This window comes from Sphingomonas sp. MMS12-HWE2-04 (assembly GCF_044881185.1).
Classification (GTDB): domain Bacteria; phylum Pseudomonadota; class Alphaproteobacteria; order Sphingomonadales; family Sphingomonadaceae; genus Sphingomonas.
This window is the reverse complement of the sequence record NZ_CP173254.1, coordinates 1,108,255-1,129,159: the sequence shown is the minus strand read 5'-3', so window position 1 is coordinate 1,129,159 and position 20,905 is coordinate 1,108,255. Positions and strand designations below refer to the sequence as shown.

At 65.7% G+C, this 20,905-nt stretch carries 16 protein-coding genes; 9 read left to right on the top strand and 7 right to left on the bottom strand.

The window, feature by feature from the left end:
- Positions 1-21 precede the first annotated feature (21 nt).
- From AB2M62_RS05080 to AB2M62_RS05065, 4 genes are all read right to left on the bottom strand, one after another.
- Positions 22-2,535, bottom strand: coding sequence for an Hsp70 family protein (locus tag AB2M62_RS05080; protein WP_404338282.1), 2,514 nt, complete (start codon positions 2,533-2,535; stop codon positions 22-24).
- Positions 2,536-2,539: 4 nt separating this feature from the next.
- Entirely contained in the window at positions 2,540-2,884 is a 345-nt protein-coding gene (locus tag AB2M62_RS05075) for a hypothetical protein (protein ID WP_404338281.1), read from the bottom strand.
- Positions 2,881-4,842: a hypothetical protein gene (locus AB2M62_RS05070; RefSeq protein WP_404338280.1), complete on the bottom strand. Its 1,962-nt coding sequence runs from the start codon at positions 4,840-4,842 to the stop codon at positions 2,881-2,883. Before AB2M62_RS05070 ends, AB2M62_RS05075 begins: the two co-directional genes overlap by 4 nt.
- A gap of 122 nt (positions 4,843-4,964) precedes the next feature.
- On the bottom strand, positions 4,965-6,455 hold the full coding sequence (locus AB2M62_RS05065) for a tryptophan halogenase family protein (RefSeq protein ID WP_404338279.1): 1,491 nt from the start codon (positions 6,453-6,455) through the stop codon (positions 4,965-4,967).
- A 135-nt stretch (positions 6,456-6,590) separates the two neighbouring features.
- Between AB2M62_RS05065 and AB2M62_RS05060 the strand changes: the two genes are divergently transcribed.
- Together AB2M62_RS05060 and AB2M62_RS05055 are read left to right on the top strand one after the other, a co-directional pair.
- A complete protein-coding gene (locus AB2M62_RS05060) occupies positions 6,591-9,521 on the top strand; it encodes a TonB-dependent receptor (protein WP_404338278.1) in 2,931 nt (976 codons plus the stop codon).
- A gap of 139 nt (positions 9,522-9,660) precedes the next feature.
- Positions 9,661-11,790, top strand: coding sequence for a TonB-dependent siderophore receptor (locus AB2M62_RS05055; protein WP_404338277.1), 2,130 nt, complete (start codon positions 9,661-9,663; stop codon positions 11,788-11,790).
- A 54-nt stretch (positions 11,791-11,844) separates the two neighbouring features.
- Here AB2M62_RS05055 and AB2M62_RS05050 read toward each other — a convergent pair whose 3' ends face one another.
- Together AB2M62_RS05050 and AB2M62_RS05045 are read right to left on the bottom strand one after the other, a co-directional pair.
- Positions 11,845-12,306 (bottom strand): low molecular weight protein-tyrosine-phosphatase, encoded by a 462-nt coding sequence (locus AB2M62_RS05050; RefSeq protein WP_404338276.1) that lies wholly within the window; start codon positions 12,304-12,306, stop codon positions 11,845-11,847.
- A 7-nt stretch (positions 12,307-12,313) separates the two neighbouring features.
- A complete protein-coding gene (locus AB2M62_RS05045; protein WP_404338275.1) occupies positions 12,314-13,642 on the bottom strand; it encodes an MFS transporter in 1,329 nt (442 codons plus the stop codon).
- Between the two features lie 169 nt (positions 13,643-13,811).
- Here AB2M62_RS05045 and cyoA point away from each other — a divergent pair, with 169 nt between their 5' ends.
- The 7 genes from cyoA to AB2M62_RS05010 are packed head-to-tail and all read left to right on the top strand — an operon-like array spanning position 13,812 to position 20,574.
- Positions 13,812-14,972 carry a ubiquinol oxidase subunit II gene (cyoA, locus tag AB2M62_RS05040; RefSeq protein ID WP_404338274.1) on the top strand — a complete coding sequence of 387 codons (1,161 nt, stop codon included), beginning with the start codon at positions 13,812-13,814 and terminating at the stop codon, positions 14,970-14,972.
- Between the two features lie 10 nt (positions 14,973-14,982).
- Positions 14,983-16,983: a cytochrome o ubiquinol oxidase subunit I gene (gene cyoB, locus AB2M62_RS05035; protein ID WP_404338273.1), complete on the top strand. Its 2,001-nt coding sequence runs from the start codon at positions 14,983-14,985 to the stop codon at positions 16,981-16,983.
- A gap of 4 nt (positions 16,984-16,987) precedes the next feature.
- On the top strand, positions 16,988-17,620 hold the full coding sequence (gene cyoC / locus AB2M62_RS05030) for a cytochrome o ubiquinol oxidase subunit III (protein WP_404338272.1): 633 nt from the start codon (positions 16,988-16,990) through the stop codon (positions 17,618-17,620).
- Entirely contained in the window at positions 17,617-18,027 is a 411-nt protein-coding gene (gene cyoD / locus AB2M62_RS05025) for a cytochrome o ubiquinol oxidase subunit IV (protein WP_404338271.1), read from the top strand. Before cyoC ends, cyoD begins: the two co-directional genes overlap by 4 nt.
- Positions 18,028-18,032: 5 nt before the next feature.
- Complete coding sequence (locus AB2M62_RS05020; protein WP_404339815.1) at positions 18,033-18,731, top strand: SURF1 family protein; 699 nt, start codon at positions 18,033-18,035, stop codon at positions 18,729-18,731.
- 12 nt (positions 18,732-18,743) lie between these two features.
- A complete protein-coding gene (locus tag AB2M62_RS05015) occupies positions 18,744-20,054 on the top strand; it encodes an ATP-binding protein (protein WP_404338270.1) in 1,311 nt (436 codons plus the stop codon).
- On the top strand, positions 20,047-20,574 hold the full coding sequence (locus AB2M62_RS05010; protein ID WP_404338269.1) for a response regulator transcription factor: 528 nt from the start codon (positions 20,047-20,049) through the stop codon (positions 20,572-20,574). The genes AB2M62_RS05015 and AB2M62_RS05010 overlap by 8 nt, the downstream gene beginning before the upstream one ends.
- A gap of 26 nt (positions 20,575-20,600) precedes the next feature.
- Here the strand turns inward: AB2M62_RS05010 and AB2M62_RS05005 are convergent, their stop codons facing one another.
- Positions 20,601-20,843 carry a hypothetical protein gene (locus AB2M62_RS05005; RefSeq protein ID WP_404338268.1) on the bottom strand — a complete coding sequence of 81 codons (243 nt, stop codon included), beginning with the start codon at positions 20,841-20,843 and terminating at the stop codon, positions 20,601-20,603.
- Between the last annotated feature and the right edge of the window lie 62 nt (positions 20,844-20,905).

Below are 20,905 nucleotides of genomic sequence, written 5' to 3'. Positions count from 1 at the left end.
ATCGGGCGAAGCCGCGTCGCGCTAGCGGCGCAGCCCGGCGAGCGCGGCGACATCGGCCTTGTCCGCCTTGGGCAGATTGAGCGTGTTGGCGATCGCCGCGCAGGTCTGGCGCAGATCGGCGGTGTCCTGCCCCGCGATCGCCGCGCGCCCGCGCATCACCAGCGCGTCGAACCGCGCCGGATCGGTCGTCAGGTGCCGCTGCCCCTGCAACCAGCGGAATCCCTCGAGATAATAATCGGGCTGCCGGCTCAGCGCACCGCGCAGAACCTGCTCCATCGCCTCGATCGCGCGCTCCGCCACGGCGAAGCGGGCATCGTCGAGCGCCTGCTCGGCGGTAGCGCGCTGCTGCTGGAATTGCGCGCGCTCGTCCTGCTCGAGCACGCTGAGCAGCGCGCGCGACTGCGCCTCGACCCGAAACAGATCGGCGCGGACGATCTGGATGCGCAGCTCGGGCCGGTGGCGCAGCCGCGAAATCTCCTGGCGGAGCAGCCGCGCTTCTTCGGCGATCGAACGGAAGCTGTCGGCCTCGCTCGCATCCTCCAGCCGGCCGAACTGCGCGTTGATTCGCGCTTGGAGGCGCTGCAACTCGCCGGCAAAATGGCTGCGCACCCCGGCGTCCAGCGCATCGAATGCTTCGAGCGCGACGTGCGCCCCGATCAGCGCCTCGGTGGCGAAGGCGCGGCCATTGGTGCGGAAATCGACCCGCGCGAGATCGTCGACATAAAAGCTGTGGTCGCGCAGGTGGAGCGCCTGTTCGGGCAGCTCGATCGAACAGCGGATCAGTTGGCTGTCGTCGACCGACCAGTGCAGGATCACCTGCTCGCCCGGGCGCAAGGGCGCGGCATAGGCCGGCAGATCCTCGCCGGAGAGGCGGAAGGCACCGATCAACAGATTGGCCTCGGGTTCCAGCACCCCCTCGGCCTGCTCGAACAGCTCGACATCGATGAAGTCGGCGCTGCCCGGATCGATCCGCCGCCCCGCGCGCAGCGTCTTGGCCCCCTTGCACGGCAGCGTCTCGCCCTTGCGGATCAGCGGCTCGAGCATGTTGATCGCGCGCACGCCGTCGCTGTCCTCTACCTTGACGGCGATCGTGCTGGTGCACGGCGCGCCGGCCGCCGCGGCGGAAACGCGCATGAGCACCAGCTGCGCGGAGCCCTCGATGCGGATACCGGCCTCGTCGATCACCTCCATGTCGATCCGCGTCTCGCCTTCGCCCAGCTGGACGACGAACACCGGGCTCTCGGCGACCAGCCGCTCGCCATAATCGCGCCCGTCGCTTGCCCGCGCAGCGACGCGCAGCCCCTCTCCGCCATCGGGCGCCGTCACCCGGATCCGCGCCCGATCCCGCGTGGTGCGCGCCTCATAATCATAGACGATGCGGCTGCCGGCCGCCGCCTGCATGCGCGAGGGCTTGGCCTCGGCCTCGCCGCCCTCCCACACGCGGCTTTCGGCGAAGATCGCCGCGCCGCGCGCCACCGCGGTCATCGGATCGATGTCGAGATCGGTAGGCACAGCGAGATCGGCGGGCACCCGCTCGCGCACGATCGGCATGCGCGACGGCCCTCCGATCAGCACCACCTTGTTGATGTCCGCGCTGGTATAGCCATGGTCGGCGATCACCTTGCGGCACAGCGCGATCGAATGGTCGATCTTGTCCGCGACCAAAGCCTCCAGGTCGGCACGGCTCACCGTCACTTCGACGAATATCTCGCGGCCCGCGGCATCGGTCGCCCGCGCATCGTGTTCGGAAACGAAGATGATCGCCTCGCGCGCGCTCGAAAGCTCGATCTTGGCGGCCTCGGCATTGGCGGTGGCGAGCGCGATCAGCCGCCGATAGTCGGGCTGCTTGTGCCAGCCTTCGGGCAAGTCGAACTGCGCCGCCAGCCACGGCTTGACCACGGCATCGACCAGCATTCGATCGAAATCGCTGCCGCCCAGCATGTTGATGCCCTCGTGCGCCTCGATCGAGACCGCGCCGTCGATCGCGCGGACCAGCGCGACGTCGAACGTGCCGCCGCCCAGATCGTAGACGAGGAACAGCCCGTTGCGCGCCTCGGGATTTTCCAGGCATGCCAGCGCCGCCGCGATCGGCTCCTGCAACAGTCCCACCGGGTGCAGTCCGGCCGCCTGCGCCGCGCGGATCGTCGCTTCGGACTGCATCTGGTTGAACGCCGCCGGTACCGTGACGATCGTGCCCAGCACGTCGACATCGCCCAGCGCTGCGCGCGCCTGCTTGATCAGCTGCCGCAACACTTCCGTGCTGGCTTCCTCCGGCGTGATCGTGGCCTCGTCGGGGCCAAAGGGCAGGTTCGTGCTGGTCCCGAGCAGCCGCTTGAAGCGTGCGGCGATCCCGTTGGGCGACGTGCGCAATTGGTCATAGGCACGCTTGCCGACATAGCGGCTGCCGCTGCGATCGGCCATCACCACCGACGCGAGCACATCCTCCCCGCTCACCGCCTTGTAGAGTTCCAGCCGGCCGCCGCGATTGCCGACGATCGCCGAATTCGAAGTGCCGAGATCGATGCCGAGATACATGGGTTCAGCCTTGCCTGAGAAGGATCTTGCCGGGATGGAGCACGCCGGCAGCGCCGACGATGGTGGGTTCGATCGTCGCGTCGACTTGTGCGGTGCGGCTGTCCGCGACATCCTCGGCATTGATCGGGGTCGGCGGCAGTTCGGCGCTCCATGCCCCGCCGTCATAGGTCAGCACGCGCAGCCCCTCGCTTTCCAGGATCGTGTCGAGCTTGCGCTGGGCGAAGCGCAGCTGGGCCTGCGCGGCAGGCACGCGCTCGGGCGCTGCGAAGGCGAGCTCGCGCTCGAAGGCGGCACAAAGCTTCCAATATTGCACCGCGAGCGCGGCGAGCGCGGGTGGCGCGTCGCTCATGGTAGCTCCGTCGGGCGCCGCGTCGGCTCGCCCACCGGGTTCATCGGCCGCGCATCGGACATCGGCTCGCCCGGAATATAAACTCGCTGGGCGGGGGCGATGCGCTGCGCCGGCACGCCGCGTGCCTCGGCGCGCGCCTGATCGAGGAGCGCCTTGATCCGCGCACGACGCAGGGCACTCTCCTCGGAAGCTTCGGTCCGCCAGTCGGTCGACGGCGCTGCGACCGGCGTGGACAGCCCCGATGGTGTCGCGCGCGGCTCTGGCGCGACGCGGCGGCGATTGCCCAGATGGCTGCAGAAGCTCGTCAGCACGCACAGGCCGAAAATCACGGCCAAGGTCTTCGAACCCCGCCTTGGCGATTGGCGTTCGACGCTGGCGGGAATGCGCGGTGGCCTGGTCGGTGCCGAAGCCGGCCGCGGCGTGCCGGCCGCGCGGCCGAACGATCCCGAGGGCCGGTTTTCGCTCGCTGGGGCTTCGCCTTGGTCACGCGCGACAACGGTCGCGCGCACGCCGAAATGCTGCAGGTCTTTTTCCAGCTGCGCGGCAACTTCCTGCGGCGGCCCCTGCGTGGCCAGCCATGCGGTGAGCAGATAGGCCGCTCGCGTCTGGCGATGCTCGTTGTGCAGCGTCACCGCGATCCCGCGGATCAGCAGGAACAGAAACTCGCGGCAATCCGCCGCGACATCGTCCGCGCTGGCGAACAGTGTCGCGATCGCGCCGGCGATCCCCGTCGGCCGGTCGAGCCCGCCCGCCTCGACCTGCCGCGCAAAGTCGCGTGGCTCCGACAGCGCCCGCGCCTTGAGTTGCTCGGCATATTTGGCCAGCGCGTTGGCAATCAGCGTCGGCATCTCGCGTTCGAGCGCCGCGCGGCTTGCCGGGACCAGCGCGAAGCAGCGCACCAGTGCGCGCGCCAGCCGCAGCGCAATCTCAAATTCCGAATGATCGTTGGACAGTGCGATCACCAGGCCGCGCACTGCGGCCATGATTTCCGCAGATGCCGGGTCGTCGAGCCCGCGCGCCGCTTCGTGCACCTGCATCGGTCGCCGCAGGCTCGACCAGAGGTCCAGCGCCGTGAGCAAGGTGGTGGCGTGGACGTCGCTTCCCGGCTGCTCGCGCAACGCCAACGATGTCGCGGTGATCCGCAATTGCGACTGTTCGAGCAGCGCGGCGATCTCGGCACCATAGCTGCGCAGCAGTGCATCGTTGAACGCCGCGGCGAAGCCCACGCCCACCGGAACGTCGCGCAATGCCTGGGTAAGTGCGTTGCGGCTCGCCGGCGTGGCGGCGAAGGCGGGCGCCAGCTGCGCGCCGATAGCGGTCGCGCGCGCGTCGAGCGCCTCGTCGAATGCCGCGCGATCTATCGCGCGAAAGCCGCCGCGGAAACGCGCGTCGTCGAACTGATCCAATAGTGCGTCGGCCTCGATCCGCTGCGCATCTGCGAGGACCGCGGCGGCCCGCTCGAAATCGCGCGGCGCCGCTTCGGCAAGCGCGACGCCAAGGTTGAGACGCGCCAGACCGGTCGCCTTGTCGTTGCGGATCGATGCCAGCGTGGCGACGTCGCCGTCGCGCAATGCCTTGCGCGCGGCCGCGCGAGTCGCGCCGGGCAGGCCTGGGAGCCAGGCCAGTTCCGCGTCGAGCCGGTCGCGCGGCGCCAGAATCGCCGCACGCGCCGCCATCAGTGCCGCGGGGTCGCGATCGGGCTCGAACGAGAGCTGGTCATAGGCGTCGCTGATCGCCGCGGCGCTGGCGTCGAATTCCACTTCGAGCAGCGCGAAGGGATTGCCGGCCAGCGTCAGGCGCGTCGGCGTCGTCTCGGTTGCCGTCCGTGTGTCGGCGTCGGCCGCTTTGTCGTCGGCCAGGCGCCCGCTAAGCCGGCGCAGCCGCACGGCCAGTGCATCGTCGGCGCCCGCTTCGGCCGGATCGACTGGCTGTTCCGCACGGACCTTCCAAACCGCCACGTCGGCTCCTCCTCGCGATCGCCGCGCAGAATGAAGTCGATAAGTGGAAATTGCGTTACCGGTGAAGTAATTCACCAGTGCTCAAGGCCGCGAACGCGCGCTTTACTTCCGCCGCCCTCCCGTTACTCCACCGGCTGCGCCCGCCCGCCTTGCCGCACATAGTCGCGGTGGAGCGGCATTGCGTCGGCGCCGGCGCGGATCACGCCGCGCATGCGCTCCAGCTTGGTGCGCAGCGGCGCGGCGTCGCGGGCAGCGAGCACCGGATCGACCTTGCTCGGAGTCAGCCCCTGCCCCTGCATCACCGCGACCCAGCTGGGCTCGCGGAACAGTTCGGAGGGTTCGAGGAACAGCCGGCCGAACTGGCCATAGAGTTCGAGCCGCTGCGTCAGGCTGTCGGGCACCGGCATGGTGCGAACATGGTTCCAGAAGTCGGAATCGTCGCGCCGGGTCAGATGATAGTGCAGGATGATGAAGTCGCGGACATTCTCGAATTCCGCGGTCATCATGCGGTTATACTGGTCGATGCCGGCCTGGTCGAAGGCCTTGTCCGGGAACATCGACAGCAGCGTCACCACGCCTTGCTGGATCAGATGGATGCTCGTCGATTCGAGCGGCTCGAGAAAGCCCGAGGCCAGGCCGAGCGACACGACGTTGCGGTTCCACGCCTTGCGCCGCCGCCCCGCGGTGAAGCGCAGCAGCCGCGGCTCGGCGAGCGGCTCGGCGTCGATCTGGCGCAGCAGGTCGTCGCGCGCGGCATCGTCGCCGATGAAGCCGCTGGCAAAGACATGGCCGTTGCCGGTGCGGTGCTGCAGCGGGATGCGCCACTGCCAGCCGGCGCTGCGCGCGAGCACGCGGGTATAGGGCAGCAGCCGGCCGTCGCTCGGGGTCGGCACGGCAAAGGCGCTGTCCATCGGCAGCCAGTGCGACCAATCCTCATATCCGGTCTGGAGGGCCTGTTCGATCAGCAGTCCGCGAAAGCCCGAGCAGTCGATGAACAGGTCGCCTTCGAGCCGCGTCCCGCTTTCGAGCACCACCGCCTCGACGAAGCCGCGATCGTCGAGCGCGACGTCGACGATCTTCTGGGTGATCCGCGTCACGCCCCGGGCGGTGGCTTGCTCGCGCAGGAAGGCGGCATAGCGGACCGCGTCGAAATGGAGCGCATAGGCCATGCGCGAGTGGACGTGGCGCGGGTCGTCGTGCGGGCGAGTGAAGCGCTCGGCCCGGGCCGCCTGGATGTTGAGCGAATAGTCGTCGAGGGCGCCTTCGCGCAGCCGGTTCCAATGCTGGTGGAAGGCAATGCCGTCGAGATCGGCGCCGAATTGGCCGAAGGGGTGGAAATAGCGCTCGCCGATCGCGCCCCAGTCGTGGAACTCGATTCCCAGCTTGAAGGTGGCGCCCGTGGCCGCAATCAACGCATCCTCGTCGATCCCCAGCATCCGGGTCAACTGCACGATCGGCGGGATCGTAGCCTCCCCCACCCCGACCGTGCCGATGTCGAGCGATTCGACTAGCGTAATCGAGACCGTTTCAGGCAATTCGCGCGACAATACCGCTGCAGCCATCCAGCCGGCCGTTCCTCCGCCGACGACGACGATCCTCGTTATCGTGTCCACCGGTTTCCTCTCACATACGAAAACAAAATTCACTCTTGCACATATCTTTGGGCATATTTATCGATAGGAACAAATAAAAACAGAAGGGGTGCGGTACCAGCCGAGACGCCCCTTTGATAAGGAGGGGAAAGTCTCATGGGGACCAAGCAACACCTTAACTCTGTCCTGTTCGCAGGCGCGTCGATACTGGCGCTTGCACTGGCACCGGCGGTTCATGCGCAGGAAGCGACGCCTCCGGCCGAAGATGCGGCAGCGCAAGACGATGCTCAGACAAGCGCGCCCGAAGACGACATCGTTGTCAGTGGCCTACGCCAGTCGCTCCAGAGCGCGCAGAACATCAAGCGCAACTCCGACCAGTTTGTCGATTCGATCACTGCGCAGGACATCGGCCGCCTTCCCGACACCAACGTCGCAGAGGCGTTGCAGCGCATCTCGGGCGTGCAGATCACCCGGACGTATGGCGAGGGGAACGGCGTCGCGGTGCGCGGGCTTTCGCAGGTCCGCACCGAGCTGAACGGCCGCGACATCTTCTCGGCCAGCGGCGGACGTGGGCTTTCGTGGGAAGAGCTCGGCTCGGACCTGCTCGCCGGCGTCGACGTCTACAAGAACCCATCGGCGGATCTGATCGAAGGCGGGCTTTCGGGCCTGATCAACCTGCGCACCCGCCTGCCCTTCGACAGCGCCGGCCAGGTCGCCTCGTTCACCGTGGGCAGCACCTATTACGATCTGATCGAGAAGAGCGGCCAGCAGGTCTCGGGGCTCTACAGCAATCGCTGGAAGACCGGGATCGGGGAGTTCGGCATCCTCGCCAACGTCTCGTACCAGACGACGCAGTTCCGCGAAGACAATGTCGTGGTTGAGCCGTTCTACCAGCACGGCCCCAACCCGACCAACGCTGCCGGCATCCAGACCCCGCTGCCCGGCTTTGCCAACGAGCAGGTGCTCGCTCCACACGGCGGCGGCTTCAAGGTCGGCTATGGCAACCGCGAGCGCACCAGCTATTATGGTGCCCTCCAGTGGAAGCCCGCCGAAAATCTCGAATTCTACGGGCAATATTTCCGCGCTGATTACAGCTTCCGCGATCAGGGCGTATCGTTCTTCGCTTATGGCTCGGACATGCCGCCGGCGTCGGGCCGCACCTTTACCGTCGACGATGACGGCATCGCGCGCACGGGCTATTTCAGCAATCCCAACGTGGATTCGGTCATTTTCTCGACCGGGCGCAAGACGCAGACCACCGACATTTCGGGCGGCGCCAAGTGGAACGTCACCGATCGGCTGCGGATCACCGCCGACTATCAGCGGATCAATTCGCATGTGAATGCCCAGACGATCAACCTGACCGCGACCGCGCTCAACCCGCGCACCAGCGTGGCGGGCACCGGCCAGAATTACGACTTCTATTACGACATCAGCGGCGACATCCCCGTGTTCCAGTCGAGCGTGCCGGGCTATTTCGGAAATGCCGCCAATTACGGCATGACTGCGATCCTGCCCTATGCTGAAGACAATGACGCGACCTCGGACGCCTTCCGCGCCGATCTGAACTGGGATTTCAACGAAGACTCTCTGCTGCGCAACATCAAAGTCGGCGGGCGCTATAGCGACAAGAGCGCGATCAACCGCAACACCACCTACGGCACCTGGACGGCGATCGGCTCGACCTGCGCCAACTGGTCGTCGGATTCGGGCTGCTATCTGCTTTCCGAATTCCCGCAATATGCCGAGCTCAACCCGTTCCAGTCGGATGTGCTGCGCGGCAAGGGCGCCTCGACCGTGTTTGGGCCCGTCCAGGAATTCGCGACGCAACTCGCGCTCAATCCGCAGGCATCGTTCGATGCAGTGAAGGCGATTTCGGGCCAGACGATCGGCTTCCGCTCGTTCGACGCGCCGGACGCGTTCAACGGCACGATCGACGAAAAGACCTATGCCGCCTATGCGCGCGCCGGCTTCGGCGCCACCGTGTTCGGCCTCAAGCTCGACGGAAATTTCGGCCTGCGCTGGGTCCGCACCCAGACCGACGCCAACGGATCGAGCGTGCTCAACTATCGCACGCCGGGATCGCAGCCGGTCACCAATCCGGACGGAAGTGTCACCGCGCCACCCAACGTCACCGTGCAGCAGCCCTATGTCGGCAAGCAGGACTACGACAAATGGCTGCCGAGCGTGAACGCGCGGCTCTATTTCACCAACCGCCTGCTCGCCCGCTTCGCCTATTCGAAGAACTTCTCGCGCCCGAGTTTCACCCAGCTCAACCCGAGCTTTACGCTCTCGCCGACCTATACCGGCTCGACGAGTACGCCTGATCGGCTCAATCCCAACCAGCCGCTCAGCGCGACCAATCCCTATGTCGGCACCGGCAGCGTCCAGGGCAATCCGAACCTGAAGCCCGAACAGGTCGAGAATTTCGATCTCGCGGTCGAATGGTATTTCGACAATGTCGGCTTCGTCTACGCCACCGGCTTCAAGAAGAACGTCAAGGATCTGATCGACACGCGCAACGTGCCGCTGATCCAGGAAGTGGCAGGACTGGGCCCGGTCCAGTTCAACGTCAGCTCGCTGGTCAACGTATCGAGTGGTTTCGTGAAGGGCTTCGAAGTTGGCGGGCAGAAGTTTTTCGACTTCCTTCCGGCGCCGTTCGACGGGCTCGGCGTGCAGGCCAACTACACCTATGTCGACAGCGACGCCGGCGTGCAGGCGGCGGGCGATATCAATAGCACCACGCTGATCAAGGTCCCTCTCCAGGGCCTGTCCAAGCACAGCTACAATCTGATCGCGCTGTTCGACAAGGGCGGGTTCAACGCACGCCTCGCCTATAACTGGCGCGGGCAATATCTGCAGGGCACGCAGAACACCGGCACGCAGAACCTGCCGATCTTCGGCGATTCCTACGGGATTCTCGATGCCTCGATCAGCTATGACGTTACGCGCAACTTCTCGCTGACGCTCGACGGGCAAAACCTGCTCAACACCCCGATCAAGACCTATCAGATCTTCGACAATCGACCGCGCGACTACATCATCAGTGATCGCCGCGTCGCCATCCGCGCGCGCGTCCGCCTCTGATCCTCCCTGGGGCGTCGGGCGGAAGCCCGGCGCCTCTCTTCACCTTCTACCGACGTCAATGCATATTGATATTGACTCGCAATAACATCCCCCATAACGGGCGTCGTCCGCGACCCGTTCCTTGGGGGAAACGATCCAAATGCCCAGCCTTCGTCCGCTTCTGGCGTCGACCAGCCTCGCCGCCCTGCTCTTTGCCGTACCTGCGCTGGCCAGGGATGAGCCCGAGGATCAGGATGCCAAGAGCAGCCAGGAAATCGTCGTCAATGGCGTGAATGATCGCAGCGGCTCGGCCACCGGCCTCTCGCTCACGCTCAAGGAAACGCCGCAGTCGGTCACGGTGATCGATCGCCAGCGGATCGAGGATTTTCAGCTCAATACGGTCAACGACCTCCTCAGCCAGACCGTGGGGATCAATGTCGAGCGCGTCGAGACCGATCGCACCTATTTCAACTCCCGCGGCTTCGACATCACCAATTTCCAGGTCGACGGGATCGGCATGCCGCTGGTCGCGGGCATCCAGTTCGGCGATCTCGACACCGCGCTGTTCGACAAGGTCGAGGCGGTGCGCGGCGCCAATGCGATCATGACCGGGGTCGGCAACCCTTCCGCGACGATCAATTATGTCCGCAAGCGCCCGGGCGACACGCTCCAGGCCTCCGCCTCGATCCAGGCGGGGTCGTGGAACCAGTGGCGCGCCGAGGGCGACATCTCGGTGCCGTTCACCGACACGCTGGCCGCGCGCCTGGTCTATGCGCATGAGGAAAGCGATTCCTATCTCGACTATCGCCAGGTCAATCGCGACGTGCTCGGCGCCATCGTCAGCTGGCACGCGACCCCGAACTTCACTGCGACGGTCGGCTATTCGCGGCAGGACAATGATTCGAGCGGGGTGATGTGGGGGGCGCTGCCGCTGACCTATAGCGACGGCACGCGGATCGACTATCCGGTTTCGGCGACCACCTCAGCCGACTGGACCTATTGGAACACGCTCAGCCAGAGCGCCTTTGGCGAGCTCGGCTATCGCTTCGACAATGGCTGGTCGCTCAAGGGCGTCTTCACCTACAACCGCATCAGCTACGACGCGAAGCTGCTTTATGCATTCGGCTATCCCGATCGCGAGACCGGGCTCGGTCCGGTCAGCTCGGTCGGCATGTACCCGTCGGTGTACGACCAATATATCGGCGACTTCTACGCCTCCGGCCCGCTCAAGCTGTTCGGTCGCGAGCACGAGCTTGCTTTCGGCGTCTCGACCGGACGCTCCGACGTCCATGAGTGGGAGAATTTTGCCAGCGTCTCGGATGCGTTCCCGCCGGTGTGGGATTGGGGCAGCGTCCAGGTCGCCGAGCCGGCCAGCTATGACGGCGAATATCTCGCCGCCGACTATTCCGACAGGTTGACCCGAGCCTATGGCGCCGCGCACCTCAATTTCTCGGACCAGCTCAAGGCCGTGGTCGGCGCCAGCGCGATGTGGCTCGAGACGACGGGCAGCTCCTATGGCTCGGACCAGTCGCGCAAGAACAGCAAGGTCAGCCCCTATCTTGCCCTGTTGTACGACGTGACGCCGAACGTCTCGCTCTATGCGAGCTATACCGACATCTTCAATCCGCAGACCGAGATCGGCATCAGCGGCGCCCGGCTCGATCCCGCTCAGGGAAGCAGTCTGGAAGGCGGCATCAAGAGCGAATGGTTCGGCGGGCGCCTCTACGCCACCGCCTCGCTGTTCCGTGCCAAGCAGAAGGGCCTGGCAGCGTTTGCCGGCGTGTGCACCGAGGACGATCCCTGCCGTCCCGGCGACAGCTTCTACACCGGCGTCGATACCACTTCGAAGGGCTTCGAAGTCGAGTTGGCCGGCCGCGTGACCAACAATTGGTCGATCAGCGGCGGCTATACCGGCTTCCAGATCGAGGACGAGGACGGCAACCGCGCACGCAGCTGGCTGCCCAACCGCACGCTCAAGCTCGCGACGACCTATGAGGTGCCGCAGCTCAACGACCTCAAGCTCGGCGCGCAGCTGCGCTGGCAGAACGCCATCACCTATGCCAATTCCCTGGTGCAGGATTATGGCATGGTTACCGGCGATGTGATCGTGAAGCAGGATGCCTATGCCGTGCTCGATCTGATGGGCAGCATCCGCGTCGTCGACCATGTCCGCGCGCGGGTGAATGTGCGCAACGTCACCGACAAACAGTATCTCGGCAGCCTGATGTGGGGTCAGGCCTATTATGCCGCGCCGCGCAGCGTCAATGTGTCGCTGGGCGTGAACTTCTAGGCCGCGCTCAGCCGGCGAGACGATCGAGCGCGGCAAACGACCGCTGGGAAACCGTCACCCGCCCAGCCGGTCGGCCAGCGCGCGCGCTGCCAGGGTAACATCGTCCCAGGTTACGTCGAACGCCTCGGGGCCGTCATAATAGGGATCGCGCACCGCCTGCCCTTCGCGACCCGGCACCAGATCGAGCAGCAGCCCGAGCTCGGCGGTGGCATCGGAAGGTTCGGCCGCGCGCAAATCGCGCAGATTCTGCGGATCGAGCGCGAGGATATGGGTGAATCGGGTGAAGTCGCCCGCCTCGATCTGGCGCCCGCGCAGGCCGGAAATGTCGATGCCGTGCCGCCGGGCGACTGCCTGTGCGCGCCGATCGGGCGCGTCGCCGGCGTGCCAGCCGCCGGTTCCCGCCGAGTCGATCTCCACATCGAGCCCGCGCCGCGCCGCCTCGGCGCGGAACGCCGCTTCGGCAAGCGGCGACCGGCAGATATTACCGAGGCAGACGAACAGGACCGAGGGCGTCATGCCCAGATCAGTCGAGCCGCTTGGCCAGTTCCTTGTTGATCCCCAGCGCAATCAGCGTGGCGATCGCGCCCGAGAGCAGATAGGCGCCCGCGGCGATCAGCCCGAAATGGCTCGCCAGCAGCAGCGCGGCGAGCGGCGCGAAGCCGGCACCGAACAGCCAGGCGAGATCCGAGGTCAGCGCCGCACCGGTATAGCGCGCCGCCTTGTCGAACTGGCTCGACACCGCGCCCGAGGACTGGCCGAACGACAGGCCGAGCAGGATGAAGCCGACCACCATGAACACGGCCTCGCCCGTCGGTCCTGCGCCGAGCAGCTGCGGCGCGAAGCCGCTGAACACGGCGATTGCCGCAGCGGTATAGCCGAGCAGCGAGCGGCGGCCGATCCGATCGGCGAGCACGCCGGACAGGACGACGGCGCCGAGGCCGATGAACGCCGCGATGATCTCGATCGTCAGGAAGCGGACCAGCCCTTCGGTGGTGTAGAGATACACCCAGGAGAGTGGGAACACCGTGACCATGTGGAACAGCGCGAAGCTCGCCAGCGCTGCAAACGCGCCGATGATGATGTTGCGGCCTTCGTTACGGACGGTCGCAACCACCGGAGTCGGGTTGAGTTCGCGATTGTCGAACAGCTCGGTATATTCGGGCGTCACCACCATGCGCAGGCGGGCGAAAAGCGCCACGACGTTGAGCGCGAAGGCGACGAAGAAGGGATAGCGCCAGCCCCAGCTCAGGAAATCCTCGGGCGAGAGATTGGCGAGGAAGAACGCGAACAGCGCGCTCGCAACGATCAACCCCAAGGGTGCGCCGAGCTGTGGGATCATCGCATACCAGCCGCGCTTGCCTTCCTGGACGTTGACCGCGAGCAGCGAGGCAAGGCCGTCCCAGGCCCCGCCCAGCGCGATGCCCTGGCCGATCCGGAAGGTTGCGAGCAGCGCTGCGGCGACGCCGCCGACCTGCGCGTAGCTGGGCAGGAAGGCCACTGCCACGGTCGAACTTCCCAGCAGGAACAGCGCGATCGTAAGCTTGGTGCCGCGGCCGTAGCGGCGATCGACCGACATGAAGATCAGCGACCCGATCGGGCGCGCGATGAAGGCAAGCGCGAAAATGCCGAACGACCACAACGTCCCCGTCAGCCGGTCAAGATATGGAAATACCAGTTGGGGGAAGACGATCACCGATGCGATGGCGTATACGAAGAAATCGAAGAACTCGGAGGTTCGCCCGATGACCACGCCGACCGCGATTTCGCTCGGACGGACCTTGTGGTCGCTATGCGTGTTGACCACGCGAGCGTCCTGTTCGAGCGGAGTGGAGGAGGCGGCCTGTGCAGTCATGCTGTATTCCTGTGAAACCGGTAGGCGACTTTACGCGTCCTGCCGTCAACGTTCAAATCGGCAGAAGGTGGCGCGACGCGCTCGCGGCGCCTTACCGGGCTTTGCTGCACTGCGGGATAGGACAAAATGTCCAATGGCCCGTGCTGCAGCGCAGCGATAGCGGCACCGCATGATTCGCGTTCCGATACTCCGATCGGCCCGCTTCCGGGCTCTTGCCGCCTTTGCAGCGCTTCCGCTGACACTGAGCGGGTGCAACATGGTGGTGTTCAACGCTGCCGGTGATGTCGCGCGTCAGCAGGGTGATCTCGTGATCATTTCCACGCTGCTGATGCTGCTGATCATCATTCCGGTGATGGCGCTCACCATCTTCTTCGCCTGGAAATATCGCCAGTCGAACCAAGCGAGCGCGGCCGATTACGATCCCGACTGGGATCATTCGACTCAGCTCGAGCTGGTCATCTGGGCAGCGCCGCTGCTGATCATCATCGCGCTCGGCGCGGTGACCTGGATCAGCACGCATTTGCTCGATCCCTATCGCCCGCTGGAGCGAATCGCGGCGGGCAAGCCGATCGCGGCGAACGATAAGCCGCTCGAAATCCAGGTCGTCTCGCTCGACTGGAAATGGCTGTTCATCTATCCCGAACAGGGCGTTGCAACGGTCAACGAGCTCGCGCTCCCCGTCGATCGCCAGGTCCGCTTCCGGCTGACCTCGAGCAGCGTGATGAACGCCTTCTACGTCCCCGAGCTGGCCGGCATGATCTACACGATGCCGGGGATGGAGACCAAGCTCCACGCCGTGCTCAACAAGCCCGGCACGTTTGGCGGCATCTCGTCCAACTATAGCGGCGCCGGCTTCTCGGGCATGCACTTCAAGGTCTATGGCGTCGATGCGGCCGGGTTCGATCGCTGGGCCGCGGCCCAGCGCGGCGCCGGCGCGACGCTCGACGTGGCCGAATATACCAAGCTGGAAAAGCCGACCGAAAGCGTTCCGGTGATCCGCTATGCCACGGTCGCCCCGGGTCTGTTCGACCGCATCGTCCAGATGTGCGTCCAGCCGGGCCAGACCTGCATGAGCGCGATGATGCACCATGACATGGCACGCGAGCCCGGCAGCCATCCGCCGGTGAACAACGTGCCCGCGCTGCCGGGCGAGCCCGAAGGCGGGATGATGCAGTCGCCGCGCGAGCATGACGTCTCGCCCCACCGCAACGCCCCGCATCACCCCGAGGCAGCACCGGGCAAGACCGATCCCGGCAGCCCCGCCAATCGCAACATGACCCGGAACCAGGTTCCGGCCCGGCCGGGCGCCACGCCCGTCGCCGCGTCCTGAGGCCAATGCAATGAACGAGACTCTCCTCAAGACGATCTTCGGGCGGCTGTCGCTCGAGTTGATCCCGCTGCACGAGCCGATCCTGCTCGTCACCTTCGCCGGTGTTGCGCTGGGCGGCATCGCGATGCTCGGCGTGATCACCAAATACCGCCTCTGGGGCTATCTCTGGAAGGAGTGGTTCACCAGCATCGATCACAAGAAGATCGGGATCATGTACATGATCCTGGGCGTGATCATGCTGCTGCGCGGCTTCGCGGACGCGATCATGATGCGCGCGCAGCAGGCAATGTCGTTCGGCGCGAACGAGGGATATCTTCCCGCCCACCATTTCGATCAGGTCTTCACCGCCCATGGCGTGATCATGATCTTCTTCGTGGCGATGCCGCTGGTCACCGGGCTGATGAACTACATCATCCCGCTCCAGATCGGCGCGCGCGACGTCGCCTTCCCCTTCCTCAACAATTTCAGCTTCTGGATGACCACCGCCGGCGCGGTGCTGGTGATGGCCTCGCTGTTCGTCGGCGAGTTCGCGCGCACCGGCTGGCTGGCGATGGCGCCGCTCTCGGGGCTCGATTACTCGCCCGATGTCGGCGTCGACTATTACATATGGTCGCTCCAGATCGCCGGCATCGGCACGCTGCTCTCGGGCGTCAACCTGATCGCGACGATCGTGAAGATGCGCGCGCCAGGCATGTCGATGATGAAGATGCCGGTGTTTACCTGGACGTCGCTGTGCACCAACGTGCTCATCGTCGCCGCCTTCCCGGTGCTGACCGCCGTTCTCGCGCTGCTCAGCCTCGATCGCTACATGGGCACCAACTTCTTCACCAACACCATGGGCGGCAACCCCATGATGTATGTGAACCTGATCTGGATCTGGGGTCACCCGGAGGTCTACATCCTGATCCTGCCGGTGTTCGGCATCTATTCCGAAGTCACCTCGACCTTCTGCGGCAAGCGCCTGTTCGGCTACACCTCGATGGTCTACGCCACGGTGGTCATCACCATCCTGTCGTACCTGGTGTGGCTGCACCACTTCTTCACGATGGGCTCGGGCGCCAGCGTCAACAGCTTCTTCGGCATCACGACGATGATCATCTCGATCCCGACGGGCGCGAAGATCTTCAACTGGCTGTTCACGATGTATCGCGGCCGCATCCGCTTCGAACTGCCGATGCTGTGGACCATCGCGTTCATGCTGACCTTCGTCGTCGGCGGGATGACCGGCGTGCTGCTGGCGGTGCCGCCGGCGGACTTCGTCCTGCACAACTCGCTGTTCCTCGTCGCGCACTTCCACAACGTGATCATCGGCGGCGTGGTGTTCGGGCTGTTTGCGGGGATCAACTACTGGTTCCCCAAGGCATTCGGCTTCAAGCTCGATCGGTTCTGGGGGCTGGTGTCCTTCTGGGGCTGGGTGATCGGCTACTGGGTGGCATTCACGCCGCTCTACATTCTGGGCCTGATGGGCATCACGCGCCGCCTGCGGCACTTCGACGATCCCAGCCTGCAGATCTATTTCGTGATCGCTGCGATCGGCGCCGCGATCATCGCAGTCGGCATCGCCGCCTTCCTCGTCCAGATCTTCGTCAGCTTCCGCAACCGCGAGGCGCTCGCCGACACGACCGGCGATCCCTGGGGTGGCCGCACGCTGGAATGGGCGACGTCGTCGCCGCCGCCGGAATATAATTTCGCGTTCACACCGGTGGTCCACGATCTCGATACCTGGGCCGATATGAAGGCACGCAACTATCAGCGTCCGCTCAGCGGCTTCCGGGCGATCCACATGCCGAAGAACACCGGCACCGGGATCATCCTGGCCGGGCTGTCGGTCGTGTTCGGCTTCGCGATGATCTGGTATATCTGGTGGCTCGCGGCGATCGCCTTTGTCGCGATCCTCGGCGCGGCGATCTTCCACACCTTCAACTATGACCGCGACTATCACATCCCCGTGGAGACGGTGATCGAGACCGAGGAGAAGCGCACCCGCCTTCTCGCGAGCGCGGGAGCCTGATGCGATGAGCAGCACCACCATGGAAGCAACCCAGGACGGCCAGCCCGTCTTCTACCTCGCCGACGAGCATGACCATGAAGCGGGCGGCAGCACGCTGCTCGGCTTCTGGCTCTATCTGATGAGCGACTGCCTGATCTTCGCAGTGCTGTTCGCCTGCTACGGGGTCTACGGGACCGCCTATGCCGGCGGCCCGTCGCCCAAGGAGATCTTCGAGCTGCCGCTGGTGGCGCTCAACACCTCGATGCTGTTGTTCTCGTCGATCACCTATGGCTTCGCCATGCTGGTGATGGAGCGCGGCAACAAGGCGCAGACGCTGCTCTGGCTGGGCATCACGGGCCTGTTCGGCGCGGCATTCCTCGGCATCGAGCTCTATGAATTTGCCAACCTGATCCATGAAGGCGCGGGCCCGCAGCGCAGCGCGTTCCTGTCGTCCTTCTTCACGCTGGTCGGCACACACGGGCTTCACGTCACCTGCGGCATCATCTGGCTGGTGACGCTGATGGTGCAGGTCGGCCGCAAGGGGCTGATCCCGGCCAACAAGCGCCGGCTGATGTGCCTGTCGCTGTTCTGGCATTTCCTCGACGTCATCTGGATCGGCGTCTTCACCTTCGTCTATCTGCTTGGGGTCCTGCGATGAGCGCCAACCACACTGTCGGCCATGAAACGCATGGCCATGGCGACCACGACGTCCATGCCGCGCATGGCTCGCTCAAGGGCTATCTGATCGGCTTCGGCCTGTCGGTCGTCCTCACCGCGATTCCGTTCTGGCTGGTGATGACCGGCAGCGTATCGCCGGGCTGGACCGCGGCGATCATCATTGCCCTCGCGGTAGTGCAGATCCTCGTCCACATGGTGTTCTTCCTCCATCTCGACGCCAAGTCGGAAGGCGGCTGGAACCTGCTCGCGGCGATCTTCACCATCGTCATCGTGGTCATCACGCTCGCCGGCTCGCTCTGGGTGATGTACCACATGAACCAAAACATGATGCCCCACATGGCGCCCCCCACCGAGGCCGCTGCGCAGGGCGAAATGAGCGGCATGTGAGCAGGTTGCGGCCAGCGCGGGCACTGCTCGCGCTGGCCCTGCTTGCGCTGATCGCCGGGCTGGTCGCGCTCGGCGTCTGGCAGCTCCAGCGCCGAACCTGGAAACTGGCGCTGATCGACCAGGTCGAGCACCGCCTGGCCGCCGCCCCCGTCCCCGCCCCCAGCCCAGAGGTCTGGCCGCGGGTCGGCACCGGTGATGCCTATCTCCGTGTAACCCTCCACGGTAGTTACCTGCCCGATCGCGATACGCTGGTGCAGGCCGTCACCGATTTCGGCAGCGGCTATTGGGTGCTGACCCCGCTGCGCAGCGACCGCGGCTTCATCGTGCTGGTCAATCGCGGCTTCGTCCCCACCGAAATGCGCGAAATCGAGGAGCGCGACGCCCCGCCCAAAGCACCGGTCACCGTGGCCGGGCTGCTCCGCGTCAGCGAACCGCATGGCGGCTTCCTGCGCGCCAACCAGCCCAACGCCAATCGCTGGTATTCGCGCGACGTCGCTGCGATCGCGTCGGCGAAGAAGCTGGGTCCGGTCGCTCCCTATTTCATCGACGCCGATGCGGTGTCGAGCGAGGAATGGCCGCGCGGGGGGCTCACCGTGGTGCGCTTCGCCAACAACCATCTTGTCTACGCGCTCACCTGGTTCGCGATGGCGGCGATGCTCGGCGGCGTGCTTGTCTGGCTGGTGCGCCGCCGCCCTCGGGGCTAGGGCCGACGAAGAATGCCGTTCACGCCCATCCCTCCCGGCCCGTTCGCCCAGCCTGGCCGCGCCGAAACGGCAGGGCGACGCAACATGCTGCTGCTGATGCAGCTCCGGTGGCTCGCGGTCGCCGGCCAGGCCGTGACAATCCTCAGCGTCCACCTCGTCCTCGGCGTCAAGCTGCCGCTGGTGCCGATGCTTGGCGTGCTCACCGCGCTGGTCGCGCTCAACCTCGTCACGCGCGCAACGATGCGGGTGCGCGACATGGGCAATAGCGAGCTGTTTCTATCGCTGTTGTTCGATGTCGCCGCGCTTTCGATGCAGCTCTACCTCAGCGGCGGCGTCACCAATCCGTTCATCTCGCTCTATCTGCTCCAGGTCGTACTCGGCGCGCTGCTGCTCGACGTCTGGTCGAGCTGGGCGCTGGTCGGCGCGGCGGGAACGCTATTCGGTCTGCTGGCAATCTCGTCGCGCCCGCTCGACCTGCCGCCCGCGCTCGCGATCACGCTGTCGCCGCCGCACATCTTCGCGCTGTGGCTCAATTTCCTCCTTGCCGCGGTGCTGCTCGTCCAGTTCCTCACCCGGATCAGCCGCAACTTGCGCGATCGCGACGCTTATCTCGCCCAGATGCGCCAGCGCGCCGCCGAGGAGGACCATATCGTCCGCATGGGCCTGCTCGCCTCGGGCGCGGCGCACGAGCTTGGCACGCCCCTCTCCTCGCTCGCGGTGATCCTTGCCGACTGGAAGCAGGAGGCGCCGATCGCCGCCGATTCGCGGCTTTCAGGCGAGCTCGAGGAGATGCAGGCCGAGGTGCTGCGCTGCAAGGCGATCGTGAAGGGCATCCTCTACGCCTCGGGCGAAGTGCTCGGCGACACGCCTGCCCCGACGACGCTGCGCACCTTCGTCCGCGACGTCGCCTCGGGCTGGGACGCGCTCCATCCCAACGTCCTGCGCTTCGTCGATCGGCTGGGCAGTGACATGGCCATCATCGCCGACCGTTCGCTGGCCCAGGTGATCGGCAATGTGCTCGACAATTCGCTCGAGGCCAGCGCGCGTGCGATGACGCTTTCGGCCGAGCGGCGCGACGATGCGCTGGTTCTCACTTTGGAGGACGACGGCAGCGGCTTCCCGGTCGAGATGCTCGAGACGCTCGGCAAGCCTTATCAGACCAGCAAGGGCAAGCGCGGCGGCGGGCTCGGCCTGTTCCTCGCGGTCAATGTGCTGCGCAAGCTCGGCGGCAGCGTCGCCGCGCATAATCGACCGGGCGGGGGCGCCGAAGTGACCCTCACCCTTCCCCTCTCCTCGCTGGCGATGGAGAGCGCACGTGGCTGAGCGGCGGCTGGTGATCGTCGAGGATGACGAGGCGTTCGCGCGGACGCTGCGGCGCTCCTTCGAACGGCGCGGCTATGTGGTAGAGACGGCAAGGGATCCTGCCGCGCTCGATGCCCTGCTCGTGGGGTTCAAGCCCGACCACGCCGTAGTCGATCTGCGGCTGGAAGGCGCCTCGGGGCTCGGCTGCATCAAGACGCTGCACGATGCCGATGCCGCCACGCGGATCGTCGTCCTCACCGGCTTCGCGAGCATCGCCACCGCTGTCGAGGCGATCAAGCTCGGCGCGACCAACTATCTCACCAAGCCCGCCAATAGCGACGACATCGAAGCGGCGTTCGCCCGCGTCGACGGCGACACCGATACCGAACTCGCCGCGCGCCCGACCTCGATCAAGACGCTCGAATGGGAGCGCATCCACCAGACGCTGGCGGAGACCGGGTTCAACATCTCCGAGACTGCGCGGCGGCTCGGCATGCACCGGCGCACGCTCGCGCGGAAGCTCGAGAAACGGCACATCTGAGGCCCTGGCGCCGAAGCGCCGGCGGCTCACTTGCCGCGGTGGTTGCCCCGCCAGAACAGCAGGCCCGCGACGATCGCCGCCGAGCCGACGCCGATTGCAGCACCCATGCCGATCTGGCGCTTGTCGGGCGACCAGCGCTTCTTGGCCTCGGCAATCTGCTTGGCGGCATGGATCGCCTCGCCTTCGCCGTCATGCGCGTGCTCGTGCGGCGCTTCCTCGATCGGATAGGGCGACTGGTTCTCGTGCGGAACGGGCGGCGTCTTGGTCATGGTCTTCCTTCTTCGATGCCATGCTTAACGATCGCGCTAATGCGGCGGTTGCGTGTCCCCTT

Bases quoted from the DNA above. Each gene is read 5' to 3' on its own strand.
- cyoD (WP_404338271.1), top strand. From the start codon at position 17,617: ATGAGCGCCAACCACACTGTCGGCCATGAAACGCATGGCCATGGCGAC.
- cyoC (WP_404338272.1), top strand. From the start codon at position 16,988: ATGAGCAGCACCACCATGGAAGCAACCCAGGACGGCCAGCCCGTCTTC.
- AB2M62_RS05055 (WP_404338277.1), top strand. From the start codon at position 9,661: ATGCCCAGCCTTCGTCCGCTTCTGGCGTCGACCAGCCTCGCCGCCCTG.
- AB2M62_RS05060 (WP_404338278.1), top strand. From the start codon at position 6,591: ATGGGGACCAAGCAACACCTTAACTCTGTCCTGTTCGCAGGCGCGTCG.
- AB2M62_RS05075 (WP_404338281.1), bottom strand. From the start codon at position 2,884: ATGAGCGACGCGCCACCCGCGCTCGCCGCGCTCGCGGTGCAATATTGG.
- AB2M62_RS05050 (WP_404338276.1), bottom strand. From the start codon at position 12,306: ATGACGCCCTCGGTCCTGTTCGTCTGCCTCGGTAATATCTGCCGGTCG.
- AB2M62_RS05005 (WP_404338268.1), bottom strand. From the start codon at position 20,843: ATGACCAAGACGCCGCCCGTTCCGCACGAGAACCAGTCGCCCTATCCG.
- AB2M62_RS05080 (WP_404338282.1), bottom strand. From the start codon at position 2,535: ATGTATCTCGGCATCGATCTCGGCACTTCGAATTCGGCGATCGTCGGC.
- cyoB (WP_404338273.1), top strand. From the start codon at position 14,983: ATGAACGAGACTCTCCTCAAGACGATCTTCGGGCGGCTGTCGCTCGAG.
- cyoA (WP_404338274.1), top strand. From the start codon at position 13,812: ATGATTCGCGTTCCGATACTCCGATCGGCCCGCTTCCGGGCTCTTGCC.
- AB2M62_RS05015 (WP_404338270.1), top strand. From the start codon at position 18,744: ATGCCGTTCACGCCCATCCCTCCCGGCCCGTTCGCCCAGCCTGGCCGC.
- AB2M62_RS05045 (WP_404338275.1), bottom strand. From the start codon at position 13,642: ATGACTGCACAGGCCGCCTCCTCCACTCCGCTCGAACAGGACGCTCGC.